We start from the raw sequence: 14633 nt of genomic DNA on the forward strand, positions 1-14633 counted from the left end.
TCCAAAACAAATATAGGATATTCCTTTACGTGGAATATGTCTAGTTTTTTTACACGCAAAATATTATCACTTGTATCTTAATACATTTACAAATGTAACCTGATTTTAAATAAGTATATAAATAATCTTTTTATCTAACATTTTGATACTTTAATTAATATGAAACCTTGAGATAGCATAACTTCTTTCAAAAGAAGCAACCACCTGATTTTGTAATTGAATCTGGCGGTGGATAATTAAACACTTGTTCCTTTACTAAAAAATGGTGGTTTTTATGATTGCAGTAATTAACCTAGCAAGACCCAAATTCTGCAAAGGGCAAAAGGTAGAATTTCTCGATGGATTGGTAGCCATAATACAATGCCATCCTAACTCTGGACACTGGTAGTGTCTTGTAGAAATGCAAATGGGTTCAGAACCAGAAATGGGTAGGATTGGTTATGAAACTACTATTTTACTATTTGAAACAGATATTATTTTACTCTAAGACTACCCTCTTGTCGCTTAGGTTTAATATTGACATCACCTTTTTATCAAAAAACCCTTGGAGGATATTAAAAAACTCAACGCTCATTTAATATTACTAAATATAGTGGCTTTTGCGGTTTGGTATGACATTAATGCCATTGTACATCACTATAAACATCAACCGTAACCTTAGTTATCGCAAGCAGTATTGTGGTGGAAAGTTAAGGTTTCAAAAGGCAATCTATACCCACAGAGGTATGTAATTTATAGGAAAATGAATATACTTTTACTCTAAATTTTCAGGAAGATGCACAATCACGGGATATCGTCAAACCTCTTAAGATTAACTTGACGTTTAACTAGAAGTTCGTAATCACCTGGCGATCGCTTCTAGCCGCATCAAGTTTAGATGGGCTATAGATCCGAAAATGTTGAATCTTGTTAGTCTCTAAAATAGCTTTTGCACCTGCCATGTAGATATCAGTACTATTTAGGACTAATAGGTAATTGCCAAGAGTAACTTGATGTTCATAATATCTGGCTAGATCGTCAGAAATTCCTAAATTAGTGTAGTTATCTTTGGAACTGCTGATCTCTACCTCAGTAATACCAACTATGGTCTCTGTATCCTTAGCAATCAGCGACACTTGACTCATCGGAAAGCCAGCAGTTTTCAGTTCAGTAAGCGCTCTTTCTGCGTCTTGGCGGGTAGAAAAAACACCAACTGCATTTTTATAGCGACTATTTGGGGTCGAGTATGGCTCATAAACACCACACTGTTGAATATCACAGCGATTAAAAACCCTCTTAGCAACACAAATCTCGATGTCTATGCCGATTACGATCACCAAATAGTAACCTTTACAGACAAGATGGCTGTAACCTTGTGCTTGCTGTTCAGGAATTCCTAAACTTAGCAACACACCAGGCAAACCACCTGCGGATGCATTGATCGCACCACCTGGTAAAGTGGTAGCGATCGCTGTTGCTTCTGCTCCGGCTAGCATGACTCGGCCTATACCAGGAATTACCCAGAGGACTAAACCAACTAATAAGCCAGTAAGACCGCCTAAAGCGTCTTGTGAGGATGTATTGCCAGTGGGGTCTTTAACCTCAACACCAGCAATATCACTTTGTTCTTCTGCATTCCTTGCAATTACAGAAACTTTGTGCATTGGAAAATTAGAAGCTTTTAGTTCCTCAAGTGCCAATTGTGCATCCGAACATCTAGCGAAAACTCCTATAGTTCTTCGCTCTTTTTCTAATGTCATTTTATCGGTTTCTTGCAGCTATAAGTGATTCCCAAGAGTATTAGCTAATTTGAGGTTATTACACAGCTCGACGAGTCAGTAAACCCCAAACAAAAATCAGTATCATAGCACCAAGAACAGCAAATAAAATGCTTCCAAGGGATAAAGCTCCTACAGATGCAGCGGCTGCCGAACTACTTCCTAGCAATACTTGACCCAAATAGCCTCCGACTACGGCTCCAAGGATTCCTAATACAATGGTGGAGAGAATACCGCCACCTTGGGTTCCTGGATAAAATACCTTAGCTAACGCACCTGCGATTAAACCCAAAACCAGCCAAGCGATAATGTTACCCATTGAATTTCTCCTTCCTTGAGAATCTGCTTTGTTTGCTTTTGACTATTTCATCTTAAAATTTGCCGACAAAATTCTTGCTCTATCTAGAGAACTAATATCAAAAATCTTTAGATATCATTTGTAGTTGGGCAATGGTTGGAGTTACACATTGAGGAATTGAGGAGTAAGTTTACCCGCTTTTACTAACTGCCAAGAACGCATGGAATAAAGCAAAACAAGAGTTTTATTTAATTCGATTATGCAATTTAGATGTTTTTCAGCTGATCAAGACTACTCACTGATAACAGGTGTTCAGTGAATAAAAACACCTTCTATCCAATTATCCTACCCAATGGTTGTTGCCCCAACGATACCACTGTTCGATTAGTCCTAAGCCAGAAACCAGGAGACACCCGTAAAGAAATTCTCGTGTCTTTGGACTATCAAGATGGTCTATCACCACACCAAAAGCAATAAAAAAGAAGGGCGTTGCAAATACAAATCGTGCCAGACTATAGAGATAGTGGGAAGCGGCTAGAAATCCAATTGCTGCATTGGCTATACAAATGGATAAGCAAAAAAAGAACACATAATTCGTTTGGAGTTGGGCAATGGTTGGAGTAACATATTGAGGAGTAAGTTTACCCGCTTTTCCTAACTGCCAAGAACGGATGGAATAAATCAAAATCGCTATCGGAGGATAAAAAAGGGTTATCGATAGTAGAGGATATTTGGGTACATACAGCAAAATCTGCTTGTGTTTGGCATGAAAGTAAATGAGAACAACCACCAAGAAGAACAGAATAAATGGAAAGTATAGACCGTGTAAGTCATTTAACAGCGACCTGGGAAACAGCAGAAACAACGGTCGAAACTGAAGAGTTCTTCCCCAATCCACCTGGGCTTGAAAGGGAGCCAAAAAGTTGCCTGTTGATAATAGACAATAAATGCCGTAGATGGAATAACCTGCCATAGCGCATATAGCAATCAGTCCAGTGGGGATAGTATATTTTTTCCACTCCCTAGTTTGAGAATGGGTTTCAGACCCTAAGTGACTTCCTAAAAAGACAGAAGCGATCGCCGCAAATGCAGCAAAGAGAAGTTGCACTAAACTCGGTCGAGACACAGACATCAGAATCACGGACACCGCTAAGATACTATTCCAAAACACAGAATTTGAAAATAAAAGAGCTACCACACTAATGATTGCCCAGAGCGAGAACAAGCTCTCAGTGTAGCCAATACTATGGAAAATAGAATTAGGATTAATAACATAAAGTATAAGAGTGATAAAGCTCAAACTTTCTGACTTAATGACTTTTCGTAAGACAAATAAGACGATAGGTAGTGACAAGACAAAAAGGAGATTAGAGAGGATAAAAGCATAGCGAAGCCCAACGACGGAACTCTCTGGGGCAAACAAACGAATTACTTGTGACCAGAGTGGGTAGAAGGCTTGACAATGAGGATGCAAACCCAGATTGACATAATGAATTGCATCCCAGTACTGAAACTCTCTTCCCTCTTGTACCGCTAATTTGGCAATTCCATCCGGTGAAAGGAGGATACCTATACTACTGCAAACAGTGTAAAACACCAGAGCAAGAATAATTTGCTTCCAAAAGGAAAAACGAACTAAGCTTTTCATGTGATATCTGGCTAGTAAACCACGACCACTTCATTTATCGTAAATCAAAGGGTTTAAGACCCCAACAATACAGGTAGCGTTATTTTCAGTCGGGGTTTAAATCCCCGTCTGAAAATGTCTTTAATTTTGAATTTTGAATTTTGAATTTTGAATTGTTAAGATTCTGGTATTTTGCATATATTACCTTTATGATGCGTTTAAATATTACAATCAGAGTCTAGAACTAAAGAAAGAGCTAGTTGATAGAGTTGGCGACGGGGAAGGAAAGTAACTTTTGCTAATTCACGACTAGCTTGCGATCGCGATATTCCCTGACTAATTAACTGTTTCAATTCGGCTTTCAATTCCTCTTGTGTCAGTTGGGGCTGACTGGCTGGAATTCCTGCCACGACTAATGTATATTCACCTTGGGGTTCTCGTTGGCTGTAGTGAGCGATCGCTTCGGCAATTGTCCCCCGCCAAAATTCCTCATACAATTTAGTTAACTCCCGCCCTAGCACAATTTGGCGATCGCTTCCCCAAACCTTTGCTAAGTCTTGCAAAGTATCTCGCAAGCGGTGAGGCGATTCGTAGAAAATCAATGTACGAGATTCTGTTTGCAGAGATTTTAAATGTTCTTGTCTCTGTTGAGTTTTCGCCGGGAGAAAGCCTTCAAAGACAAACCGATCCGTTGGTAATCCAGATGCACTCAAAGCGGTAATTGCTGCACTAGCGCCAGGAATGGGAACTACAGGAATTCCCGCCTCAATACAGGCTTTCACCAGTTCATATCCAGGATCGGAAATTCCTGGCATTCCAGCATCGCTCACCAGAGCGATCGCTTTATCATTAACTAAATGCTCTAATAATTCTGGGATGCGGCTGGTACGATTGTGTTCGTGGTAACTTAGCTGGGGTGTTTTAACTTGAAAATGCTGTAGTAGTTTCCCTGTGTGACGGGTGTCTTCCGCAGCAATGATATCCACAGTCTGCAAAATTCGCACCGCCCGAAAGGTTATATCTTCCAGGTTGCCAATTGGTGTGCCGACAACGTAAAGTGTTCCTGGTTTTGGATCGGTTTGCATGAGTTAGAGACGCGATTAATCGCGTCTGTACAGGAGTTAGAGACGCGATTAATCGCGTCTGTACAGGAGTTAAAAATAATAATTTATGCACCTATACGAAACATAATGATAAATGAATAATCCAAAATCCAAAATCCAAAATCCAAAATCGGATCGTGGGTTATTTGTAGGTTTAGTAACCTTAGATTTGATTTACCTTGCTGACTCTGCCCCTAAGAATAATCAGAAGATTGTCGCTACTGACTATACTGTGGCAGCAGGTGGCCCAGCAACAAACGCGGCTGTGACTTTCAGCCATTTAGGTAATCAGGCTACAGTCTTGGGTGTGGCGGGTTCTCACCCCATGACGCAGCTAATTCGAGGTGATTTGGCAAATTACAAAGTTGCGATCGCAGACCTTGAGCCTAACACTGATTTAGCACCGCCCGTCTCCTCAATCATTGTCACTCAAGCCACGGGTGAACGAGCTGTGGTTTCCATCAATGCTGTCAAAACTCAAGCCAGCAGCGCATCTATCCCGCCAGATATTTTGCAAAATGCCGATATAGTACTGATTGATGGACATCAAATGGCGGTTAGTTATTCCATAGCCCAAATGGCTAAAGCCAAGAATATCCCAGTAGTAATTGATGGTGGTAGTTGGAAGCCTGGATTTGAGCAAATTCTGCCGTTTGTAGATTATGCCATCTGTTCAGCTAATTTTTATCCCCCCAACTGCCAGACTGGAGAAGACATTTTTGCCTATCTGGGCGGATTTGACATTCCTCACATCGCCATTACCCACGGACAAAAACCAATTGAATACTTGAGTTGCACTAAAACTGGTATCGTAGATGTGCCACAGATACAAGCGGTTGATACATTAGGGGCTGGAGATATTTTCCACGGTGCTTTCTGTGATTACATTTTAAGGAAAAGTTTTACTGATGCACTGGCACTGGCAGCTAATATTGCTGCTGATTCCTGTAAATTTTTTGGTACGCGGCGCTGGATGGATTTAAAGTAATTCGTAATTCGTAATTAGTAATTCGTTAAACTAAGTAAGCATCGCTGTGTGCCCCTAATCAGGTTATACATAATTTTTAGATCAGGCCAAATTAATGAAAGACTTACAAGAAATATTAGCGATCGCTCGTGAGGTAGGTTGGGGCGCAGCAGATATACTGCGATCGTATTACCACGGCACTGCAAAAGACCCTAACTTAGAAGTACAATATAAACAGAATGAGCCTGTTACCGTTGCCGATGTAGCTGTGAGTCAATATATTTTGCAGAGGTTACAAGCAACTTTGGGTAACGAAGATTTTGCTTACATTAGTGAAGAAACTTACCAATCGCCAAGTAGTGGTACACAGCCTTCTGCCCCTTGGGTATGGATAATTGACCCTTTGGATGGTACACGAGACTTTATCGAAAAAACTGGGGACTATGCAGTTCACATTGCTTTAGTCAAGGAAACACGCCCAGTCTTGGCAGTGGTGGCAGTACCAGAGACAGAAAAGTTATATTACGCTACCAAAGGCGGGGGTACATTTGTAGAAACCCGTGATCGATCTGTTCCTTTACAAGTGTCGTCAGGTAAACGAGTTGAGGATTTAACCTTAGTTGTTAGTCGCTCTCACCGCAACCAACGCTTAGATTACTTACTACAAAACTTACCCTGTCAAAATCAGAAATCTGTGGGTAGTGTCGGCTGCAAAATCGCCACCATTGTCGAGCAACAAGCAGATATCTACATTTCCCTTTCCGGCAAGTCTGCGCCCAAAGATTGGGATATAGCAGCCCCAGAACTGATTTTAACAGAAGCTGGTGGTAAATTTACCCACTTCGATGGTACTCCGTTGCAGTATAACACCGGTGATATCAATCAATGGGGAGGTTTGCTGGCTAGTAACGGTGAATATCACGAAGTACTGTGTCAGCAAGCAGAAAAGATTTTAGCGCAGTTTGACCATAGCTAATGGAGCATTTGAGGATGAATATTTTTTAATTTGCTTTTAAAACACTCGGTCATAGTATGATTACCAACACTACTAATAATAATCTTTACCCCTTAGTCCACAGCTTAATTTTCAAAACACTAACTGCCTGAGCGATCGCAAGTTGATTCCGATTTGCTGTTAGAAGTGTAACTTTTATAGTACAAGCAACAAAAGCCTATCGTTGGGAGGTCTGCAAACCTGCCCTAAAGGTTGAATTTGTCAATAAAGTTCACTATTAGACGATATTCAAAGGCTGAAGGCTATGTTAAACTCATGGACATAAAGATTATTTTCGGTTGAGTAACTCGTTTTGATTTCTAAAAAGCGTCTCTCCGAATTTAACTCTCTATACTCCCTGAATTCGGAGATTTCTATGTCAATTTACGTCGGAAACCTGTCCTATCAGGTTACAGAAGAGGACCTCAAGCGGGCTTTTGCAGAATACGGAACAGTGAATCGTGTTCAACTACCCACAGATCGGGAAACAGGCCGGCCGCGTGGGTTCGCTTTTGTGGAAATGGAATCAGACGCACAAGAACAAGCTGCCATTGATGCACTTGATGGTGCTGAGTGGATGGGACGTGATTTGAAAGTGAACAAAGCTAAACCTCGTGAGGAAAGAAGCAGTTCCCCTCGTGGTAGCTGGGGTGGCAGTAATGCCCGCCGCAACAATAATCGTTACTAAGTCGATTGCTGAAAATTCCACATTTAGAGTCTCCAGCAGATAAAGCCAAAGGCTCCACTCTGCTGGAATATTTTATTTTATATCTAGCCTTGAACTGTTCATCCACATTAAGGAACGTGAATTAAATAAAATGCAAAACTTCATCCTGTATCTAGCTTCCCTCTCCTTTATAAGGAGAGGGATTGAGGGTGAGGTAAGCCAGGGACATAAATTGTATGTTATTAGGACCAGCCCTTTCAAGGTGAACCTTTGTACTATGAGAAAATCATGTTTTTCAGCCGATTCTGGGATTTTGGCGATCGCTTACGCTTAATTTACAGTCCAAAAATCTGGGGTTTAAAGGATAGATTTTTTATTCAATTCCAGCCGATGGCTAAAATGCCGCAAAAACCGTGATAGTACATCTGCTCACCTTGAAAGGGCTAGTCCTAGTTATTTAATTCTTATTCCTAAGCAGGAATGAGAATGACACAAATAGTTTTAGGGGAGAATGAAGGTATTGAATCAGCCTTGCAAAGATTTAAGCGGGAAGTTTCTAAAGCCGGAATTTTCCAAGATATGAGAAAAAAACGTCACTTCGAGACGCCGATAGAAAAAGAGAAGCGTAAAACAATTGCTAGGCACAAGCAACGTCGTAAACAACATTCTCGCTTCAGTTAACAAGTCCAAGCAAATTTGCCCTTCGATTTCACATCCAGCCAGCATCTCTTCATCGTAGACATACCTGCGGCAAGCCACAAGTAATTAGGCATACATAAATAAACAACACTCTTCGTAGTAGGACTGTCTTTGCTTTCAGTGCTACGAGACGTATATGTTTTCAATTGCGTAAGGATTATTATACTAAACACGTATGTAATTATTTTCTAACATCTTTTCACGACTCTAGTCAGTTCTAACCGATTTTTAGAATTGGAGAAAAGTGCTTTAATACCTTTCGTGTTGCTATCTTCATCTGCGTCGTGGACACATTACTGGCATCAATTTTATTGATTCTACTTCAGGTAATCACGGGGGAGTGCCTCTGCCGCTAGATCAAGCACCGCACAGTTACGAAATTTTCAAGCACAAGTAGGACAACTGCATCAAGATTGTCCTCAAACCTTAAGGAGTTATACCAATTACTTGTAAACTTGCACTTAATAATTAATTCCTTGACTGATCTCTTGACTTTGCGTACTTTGCGGTTCGTTTCATAAATATTAAATGTATCTTCCGATAAAATTGTATTATAAGTTACAAGTTTGGATTTCTAACCTTGAGTTAAATTAATAGCGAAGCAGCCAAAACAGAGCAAATACCACGTTGCTTTAATGCCAACGCTTTGATTAACTCTTTTGTATTCATAATCACATCTGCATTTAGCAGTAGTTTATTCCGGTTCAATAACTTAGGCATTACTGACCAATGCTAGAGGCAGGATTGTTTCTAGGTTTTTAAAATTAATACTGATGAGTTACTTTAAAAGGTTAAGTAAGTCTCTTCAATGCCATCGAGAAGTAAGCTTATTGCGATCTGAGCCACTTATAACGGGCTAATAATCCAGTGCTTCAGATGATGTCGCCACTGATGTCTACGACGGGCTACGCCTACGCGCCCAATTGGATGGAAAAACTAGCCAGACTTAGGTTGTACTTCTGCTGTGGTCTTTTTTGGAGGAGTTTGTGAATCAGAAAATATCGAGAAGAGAGTTTGCTATGCTAGCAGGCTCAGGGGTGGTAGCGATCGCCTTAGGTAGCCCACTTTTGGCAAAGTCAGCAGGGGCTGTATCTACACCTGATGCCCAGATGAAAGCCGTGTTAGATGAACTTACCTCTTTTAACGCACCGCCCATTGAGAAATTGTCGCCCATGAATGCTCGCAACAACCCGACTGTGGCAGATGCAGTTATAGGCGTGCTTGCCAAACGTCGCAAACCTGCGGTGGAAATGGTCGGGGATGTCAATCATCAACTTATACCAGGGTCGGGGGGCGATCTTCTAGCGCGTATTTATCTACCAAAGGGAAAGGGGCCTTTCCCCGTGCTGGTCTACTTCCACGGTGGCGGCTGGGTAATCGCCAATTTAGATACCTATGATTCATCGTGCCGCGCTTTGACTAATGCAGCTAACTGTATGGTTGTATCTGTCGCCTATCGCCAAGCCCCAGAACATAAGTTTCCCGCAGCGGCGGAAGATGCTTATGCTGCAACTCAATGGGTTATGGCGAATGCTGCCCGAATTAACGGCGACCCCAAGCAGGTTGCAGTCGGCGGCGAGAGCGCAGGTGGCAACTTGGCAGCTGTCACCTGCTTAATGGCACGTGATAGAGCGGGTAAGATGCCTGTGCATCAGATGCTAATCTATCCTGTTACCAATTACGCCTTTGACACACCCTCCTACCAGGAGAATGCCAACGCCAAACCGCTCAACAAAGCGATGATGATGTGGTTCTGGAGGCAATATCTAAACAGTGAATCTGATGGGAGTAATCCCTATGCTTCACCACTACGAGCAGAAAACCTGCGCGGTCTGCCACCTGCGACCGTGATTACGGCAGAAATTGACCCACTGCGTAGTGAAGGAGAAGCCTACGCCAAGCGTTTGCGTGAGGCGGGTTCCCCTGTAAAGGCAACCAACTATAACGGCGTGACTCATGAATTCTTTGGCACCGGAGCAGTGGTAGATAAGGCGAAGCAGGCGGTTAGAGAAGCGGCAGCCGAACTGCGCTCTGGATTTATTTAAAGAAGTTTATTGAGATCAAGTTAAATAGCCGTGTGTTTAATGCATCGCTGTGCCCCCCTACCTTCTACCTCATTCCACAAAGAAGCGCTATATATAGTTTGTTGAGTTCCATTTGCGGAACTCGCAGCAATATATAGCGGTTCTGGCTTAAGTGAGGTACAAGAACCCCACCCCCAACCCCCTAAGAGCAAGCGAGGAGCTTGCTCTGATGTATAGCAGGGGACTGGGGACTGGGGACTGGGAACTGGGTTGAAAGTCTGTTTGTATATAGGTTTTATCATCAGTTAATGTCCTAACCTTCTTGTCCGTTGCTATACCTTATGTGATTAGGAAACGCTATAAATGTATTCTTCCTCTATACCCATAAAGTATTGTAGATATCGTCAGTTTGCAATCCCTGGCTCTAGATTTTCAATAAAATGTTACGACTTTATCATTTATTACTAGGTTCTATTTTGCTGGTGTCAATACCACTGGGAGCAAAATTTCTTCTCCCCCAATTTTCTCCACCGAAAATGGTAGAACCCCATACCGTTGCAAAACTTCCTAACCCTAACGAGGGAAATATCTGGCAGAAAATCCTGGGAAATGCTGCTGCTCCAACTAACTGGCAAGTTGCGGCTTGTAAGGGAAATGCGCCTTTATTGTGTGTCTCCTCCAAAGGGGAACTTTTGGGTACAGTTGAGATTAACGTTTACCCATTAGCAAAGAATGAGGATTTCCAAAAGAAACTCGTAGCAGCTGGTATTCCACCTGGTTCCCAAGTGGACTACCAAAATTCCAAATACCAAACCCAGGTATTACTAGCACTCAAGGCTTGGGTTGCAGACCACTATGCTGCTTTTGTGAAAGACCGTCAGGGTGAATATGGAAAACAAATTCTTTTCTCAGCCTATCCACCGCAACCAGTACCCATTGGTAAGCTTCAGGGAATCCGCTATGGGTTCGCTGGACTCAAGCAACAAGGTGGAGTACAAGAGCAACATATCGGTCATGTTGCGTTTGATGGTAGTAAACTTTACGTAATTACCACTGCATTTGACCCAGGTACGCAAACAGGTAAGTTTGAGAAACTGGAAAACTTGGCTATTTTTCAACCTTACCTATATGCGATCGCAGCAGATTTGCGTTTACCCTAATAGGCATGGGACATTGGGCATGGGGTATTGGGCATGGGACATAGGTCAATAACCAATAGTTATTCTTCCCCACTCCTCATTACCCCCCTTATCCCCAAAGGGGGCCCCACCTTCCCCACTCCCCATCAACCTAAATCTCAGCCACCGCCCGTTCAATCAAGCGATGTGCCAAAGTTTGCGTACCTGTGTGTTCATAATAATTTGTTGATACATCAATGAACGCTGCAAGGTAATCTAACTTGTCATCGGCAATATCGATAAAACCTTGCAAGTTGTGGACAACCTTTTGTGGTGTTAAATCATTGGCGGAGACTAGCCCACTCATCCAACCTTTAACTGAGTCAAAGCTTTCGCTCATAAAGTTGAGTTTCCCAGCAGGATTATCCCCTGGAATCACATCTTTGATACTTTGAAAAGTCGAGTTTTGTTCTAACTCCTGTGGATTTGTTTGATCAAGCATAGATAAGGCTTTGCTGATAAAGCCTGGGCCCAGAGGTATCAAACCATCAACGCAAACTAATGCCACCATACGGATGAGTGACTCACCACTATACTCTCCTAAAGAGGCGACAAAATCCCCAATACTATCTCCAGGAATGCCGTTAATTTGGCAGAAAGCTACCAACTCAGCGACTAATTTTAATGTCAGATCGATGGTTTGGGCTTTATCAGGTTTGGGAGTGACAGAGTTTAAAAAACCCAACAGAGGAATTTTTTCGCCAACTTTGTTCGCTAAAGCTGCTGCACCAAGAGCTCTATCTGTAGCATCAACGGTTTGATAAAGCCACAAGGCTGTTTGGTATCCTTGGGATTTGTCGTTGAATAGATAAATCGCTCGTTCGCCAATTTGCTGAATTAAATCTTCGTCGTCTTCGCCAGTGACTGTCTTAATGGTGTTGACAAAGCCGACGGTATTTTGCCACTCGCCAGGAGCAACAAAATCAAGGGCCTTTAACATAGAAACAGTCAAGCCGCCGGTTGGCAATTTATCAACCAATTCAAAAATCGATTTGCTCACAAAAATCTCCTTATTTACGGTTTGTTATCTTTAATGTCGGCAATGTGGCTCATTTCAGGTTAGCCAGACGATTAAGATTAAACTTCTCTATCCAATCTGCGCGATCGCTAGCTTTAAATGACGGATCGCGGGAAAGTACTTTTACTTGGTACTTACCTACCAAAATTGCAGTTTGCGTCTTACCTACTTCTACTGCGGGATAACCGCCAATTTTTTTGGTACTCTTCGAGAACTTTGCTGCTGCATCCGGTGTGCTGGTGGTATCAGAAATAGACAGTAACGCTACTTCTTTACCGCCTTTTTTCAACTTCGCTTCCGCAAAGCCTTTTTTCTCTTGGGTATAGACGCGCTGGTAGCCATCACCTCCATCAGGGAAAAGTTTATTAAATTCGCTACCCTGAGTTGCGGTCTTAGTAACCGCTTGACCCTTTCTTTGTTGAGTGCTTTCTTTTTGCACCTGGTCAAAACGTCCAGGTGCTTTTGGAGTTTGAGTACAGGCTGTTGTCAGTAATACCACTGACAGCAACAAAGCAGCTACTACCCTATGCCCACGGTGTAAAATCATTCTTGCCTTCTCCTTATACTTGAGCTTTGAGGCAATTATCAGCGCTGCTAGCAATTTTTACCCGTAAAATTTACTTTTTGATCATTATTGCCTAAGTTCTCAACTATAGCGGTCTAGTTTTGATACAACACCCATCAATATTTTTGCACTTTAAAAAAGTGTCCAGTGCCATGCTTAACGTACCAATTAACCCAATGCAAAAACGCCCCCCCTTTCGGGAGAGCGTCTTTTACTTATAGATAAGCGTGAAGAGCGGATCTCAGATTATGATTAACCGTTGATAGCAGGAGCGGTTAGAGCTACAGGAGCAAAATCACCAGCAGCCAAATCTAAGGGGAAGTTGTGAGCGTTACGCTCGTGCATTACTTCCATACCCAGGTTAGCCCGGTTGATTACATCTGCCCAAGTTGCAATCACACGACCTTCAGAATCAATGATTGATTGGTTGAAGTTGAAACCGTTCAAGTTGAACGCCATCGTGCTTACACCCAAGGAGGTAAACCAGATGCCGATCACAGGCCACGCTGCTAAGAAGAAGTGCAGTGACCGGCTGTTATTGAAGGAAGCGTATTGGAAGATTAACCGACCGAAGTAGCCGTGGGCTGCAACGATGTTGTAGGTTTCTTCTTCTTGACCGAATTTGTAACCGTAGTTAAGGGACTCGGTTTCGGTGGTTTCACGAACTAAGGAAGAAGTTACCAATGAACCGTGCATTGCAGAGAACAAACTTCCGCCGAATACACCTGCTACACCTAATTGGTGGAAGGGGTGCATTAAGATGTTGTGTTCTGCTTGGAACACGATCATGAAGTTGAATGTTCCAGAGATACCCAAGGGCATACCATCAGAGAAGGAACCTTGTCCGATGGGGTATACCAAGAATACTGCGGATGCTGCTGCTACTGGTGCAGAATATGCGATCGCAATCCAAGGACGCATTCCTAAGCGGTAGGATAGTTCCCATTCACGACCCATGTAGCAGAATATGCCAATCAGGAAGTGGAAGATTACCAATTGGTAAGGGCCGCCGTTGTACAACCACTCATCAAGAGAAGCTGCTTCCCAAATTGGGTAGAAGTGCAAGCCGATAGCGTTGGAGGAAGGTACTACTGCACCAGAGATGATGTTGTTTCCGTAAATTAAGGAACCTGCGACAGGTTCACGGATACCATCGATGTCTACTGGAGGTGCGGCGATGAAGGCGATTACGAAACAGGCGGTGGCGGCTAGCAGTGTGGGAATCATTACTACGCCGAACCAACCGATGTAGATACGGTTATTGGTGCTGGTGATCCATTCGCAGAATCGATCCCATACGTTGGCGCTTGAGCGCTGTTGTAAGGTTGTTGTCATGGTTTTATGATTGCGGTTATTTATGAATCAGGCGGTTTTGTTTTCGCCTGTGAATGTACCTTACACTGCTTTACAATTTTTAATCAAGTTTTGTTACTTCAAAAAAACTGATACAAGTTATTAGTTTTACTTATAGAAATTACGCAAAATTCTCTCAAAAACCTGATTTGTCGTAGCGGTAATTCATGAATTACCGCTACTTCGGAACTTTTTTGCGTAAGTCCTGGCTTATTTACAGCTATAGCAACGGACAAGAAGGTTAGGACATTAACTGAACGTGAGTTCGACAAATCTTGTTTGACCTCTCCCCCAACCCCTCTCCGAAGCGGAAAGGGGAGTAAAAAGCTTAATTTTTCGTTGCTCCTCCCTTTCCGTTTCGGAGAGGGAGGCTGGGAGGGAGA

Annotated in this window: 16 protein-coding genes; 7 read left to right on the forward strand and 9 right to left on the reverse strand. The window is 42.5% G+C overall.

The window, feature by feature from the left end:
- Positions 1–827: 827 nt before the first annotated feature.
- The 4 genes from HWQ41_RS12755 to rsmI form a co-directional block, all read right to left on the reverse strand.
- Positions 828–1739 (reverse strand): hypothetical protein, encoded by a 912-nt coding sequence (locus HWQ41_RS12755; RefSeq protein ID WP_292763236.1) that lies wholly within the window; start codon positions 1737–1739, stop codon positions 828–830.
- Between the two features lie 58 nt (positions 1740–1797).
- Complete coding sequence (locus HWQ41_RS12760) at positions 1798–2076, reverse strand: GlsB/YeaQ/YmgE family stress response membrane protein (protein ID WP_292763237.1); 279 nt, start codon at positions 2074–2076, stop codon at positions 1798–1800.
- Positions 2077–2395: 319 nt separating this feature from the next.
- The gene (locus HWQ41_RS12765) at positions 2396–3703 is read right to left on the reverse strand and encodes a mannosyltransferase family protein (RefSeq protein WP_292763238.1); all 1308 of its coding nucleotides are present in this window, start codon (positions 3701–3703) and stop codon (positions 2396–2398) included.
- Between the two features lie 197 nt (positions 3704–3900).
- A complete protein-coding gene (gene rsmI / locus HWQ41_RS12770) occupies positions 3901–4767 on the reverse strand; it encodes a 16S rRNA (cytidine(1402)-2'-O)-methyltransferase (RefSeq protein ID WP_292763239.1) in 867 nt (288 codons plus the stop codon).
- Positions 4768–4879: 112 nt separating this feature from the next.
- On the opposite strand from rsmI, the gene HWQ41_RS12775 reads away from it, so the two are divergent.
- The 5 genes from HWQ41_RS12775 (at position 4880) to rpsU (ending at position 8094) form a co-directional block, all read left to right on the forward strand.
- Entirely contained in the window at positions 4880–5773 is an 894-nt protein-coding gene (locus tag HWQ41_RS12775; protein ID WP_292763240.1) for a sugar kinase, read from the forward strand.
- A 94-nt stretch (positions 5774–5867) separates the two neighbouring features.
- Positions 5868–6728: a 3'(2'),5'-bisphosphate nucleotidase CysQ gene (locus HWQ41_RS12780; protein ID WP_292763241.1), complete on the forward strand. Its 861-nt coding sequence runs from the start codon at positions 5868–5870 to the stop codon at positions 6726–6728.
- 394 nt (positions 6729–7122) lie between these two features.
- Positions 7123–7434 carry an RNA-binding protein gene (locus HWQ41_RS12785; protein ID WP_292763242.1) on the forward strand — a complete coding sequence of 104 codons (312 nt, stop codon included), beginning with the start codon at positions 7123–7125 and terminating at the stop codon, positions 7432–7434.
- Between the two features lie 267 nt (positions 7435–7701).
- Positions 7702–7830 carry a hypothetical protein gene (locus HWQ41_RS12790; protein ID WP_292760889.1) on the forward strand — a complete coding sequence of 43 codons (129 nt, stop codon included), beginning with the start codon at positions 7702–7704 and terminating at the stop codon, positions 7828–7830.
- Positions 7831–7899: 69 nt separating this feature from the next.
- Complete coding sequence (gene rpsU / locus HWQ41_RS12795; protein ID WP_292763243.1) at positions 7900–8094, forward strand: 30S ribosomal protein S21; 195 nt, start codon at positions 7900–7902, stop codon at positions 8092–8094.
- A gap of 603 nt (positions 8095–8697) precedes the next feature.
- Here rpsU and HWQ41_RS12800 read toward each other — a convergent pair.
- The gene (locus HWQ41_RS12800; RefSeq protein WP_292763244.1) at positions 8698–8832 is read right to left on the reverse strand and encodes a hypothetical protein; all 135 of its coding nucleotides are present in this window, start codon (positions 8830–8832) and stop codon (positions 8698–8700) included.
- A gap of 299 nt (positions 8833–9131) precedes the next feature.
- Between HWQ41_RS12800 and HWQ41_RS12805 the strand changes: the two genes are divergently transcribed.
- Positions 9132–10157, forward strand: coding sequence for an alpha/beta hydrolase (locus tag HWQ41_RS12805; RefSeq protein ID WP_292763245.1), 1026 nt, complete (start codon positions 9132–9134; stop codon positions 10155–10157).
- 20 nt (positions 10158–10177) lie between these two features.
- Here the strand turns inward: HWQ41_RS12805 and HWQ41_RS12810 are convergent, their stop codons facing one another.
- On the reverse strand, positions 10178–10438 hold the full coding sequence (locus HWQ41_RS12810) for a hypothetical protein (RefSeq protein ID WP_292763246.1): 261 nt from the start codon (positions 10436–10438) through the stop codon (positions 10178–10180).
- Positions 10439–10576: 138 nt separating this feature from the next.
- Here HWQ41_RS12810 and HWQ41_RS12815 point away from each other — a divergent pair, with 138 nt between their 5' ends.
- Entirely contained in the window at positions 10577–11296 is a 720-nt protein-coding gene (locus HWQ41_RS12815; RefSeq protein WP_292763247.1) for a hypothetical protein, read from the forward strand.
- 130 nt (positions 11297–11426) lie between these two features.
- Here the strand turns inward: HWQ41_RS12815 and HWQ41_RS12820 are convergent, their stop codons facing one another.
- From HWQ41_RS12820 to psbA, 3 genes are all read right to left on the reverse strand, one after another.
- Entirely contained in the window at positions 11427–12314 is an 888-nt protein-coding gene (locus HWQ41_RS12820) for a hypothetical protein (RefSeq protein WP_292763248.1), read from the reverse strand.
- 49 nt (positions 12315–12363) lie between these two features.
- Positions 12364–12879 carry a hypothetical protein gene (locus HWQ41_RS12825; protein ID WP_292763249.1) on the reverse strand — a complete coding sequence of 172 codons (516 nt, stop codon included), beginning with the start codon at positions 12877–12879 and terminating at the stop codon, positions 12364–12366.
- Positions 12880–13149: 270 nt separating this feature from the next.
- Positions 13150–14232 carry a photosystem II q(b) protein gene (gene psbA / locus HWQ41_RS12830; RefSeq protein ID WP_292763251.1) on the reverse strand — a complete coding sequence of 361 codons (1083 nt, stop codon included), beginning with the start codon at positions 14230–14232 and terminating at the stop codon, positions 13150–13152.
- Positions 14233–14633: the final 401 nt, after the last annotated feature.

It is taken from the genome of Nostoc sp. NOS(2021), assembly GCF_017115025.1.
Classification (GTDB): Bacteria; Cyanobacteriota; Cyanobacteriia; order Cyanobacteriales; family Nostocaceae; genus Nostoc.

Coding starts and splice junctions, on each gene's coding strand:
- psbA (WP_292763251.1), bottom strand. CDS start 14,232: ATGACAACAACCTTACAACAGCGCTCAAGCGCCAACGTATGGGATCGA.
- HWQ41_RS12815 (WP_292763247.1), top strand. CDS start 10,577: ATGTTACGACTTTATCATTTATTACTAGGTTCTATTTTGCTGGTGTCA.
- rsmI (WP_292763239.1), bottom strand. CDS start 4,767: ATGCAAACCGATCCAAAACCAGGAACACTTTACGTTGTCGGCACACCA.
- HWQ41_RS12800 (WP_292763244.1), bottom strand. CDS start 8,832: ATGCCTAAGTTATTGAACCGGAATAAACTACTGCTAAATGCAGATGTG.
- HWQ41_RS12810 (WP_292763246.1), bottom strand. CDS start 10,438: ATGATAAAACCTATATACAAACAGACTTTCAACCCAGTTCCCAGTCCC.
- HWQ41_RS12805 (WP_292763245.1), top strand. CDS start 9,132: ATGCTAGCAGGCTCAGGGGTGGTAGCGATCGCCTTAGGTAGCCCACTT.
- HWQ41_RS12775 (WP_292763240.1), top strand. CDS start 4,880: ATGAATAATCCAAAATCCAAAATCCAAAATCCAAAATCGGATCGTGGG.
- HWQ41_RS12755 (WP_292763236.1), bottom strand. CDS start 1,739: ATGACATTAGAAAAAGAGCGAAGAACTATAGGAGTTTTCGCTAGATGT.
- HWQ41_RS12785 (WP_292763242.1), top strand. CDS start 7,123: ATGTCAATTTACGTCGGAAACCTGTCCTATCAGGTTACAGAAGAGGAC.
- HWQ41_RS12790 (WP_292760889.1), top strand. CDS start 7,702: ATGTTTTTCAGCCGATTCTGGGATTTTGGCGATCGCTTACGCTTAATT.
- rpsU (WP_292763243.1), top strand. CDS start 7,900: ATGACACAAATAGTTTTAGGGGAGAATGAAGGTATTGAATCAGCCTTG.
- HWQ41_RS12765 (WP_292763238.1), bottom strand. CDS start 3,703: ATGAAAAGCTTAGTTCGTTTTTCCTTTTGGAAGCAAATTATTCTTGCT.
- HWQ41_RS12780 (WP_292763241.1), top strand. CDS start 5,868: ATGAAAGACTTACAAGAAATATTAGCGATCGCTCGTGAGGTAGGTTGG.
- HWQ41_RS12760 (WP_292763237.1), bottom strand. CDS start 2,076: ATGGGTAACATTATCGCTTGGCTGGTTTTGGGTTTAATCGCAGGTGCG.
- HWQ41_RS12825 (WP_292763249.1), bottom strand. CDS start 12,879: ATGATTTTACACCGTGGGCATAGGGTAGTAGCTGCTTTGTTGCTGTCA.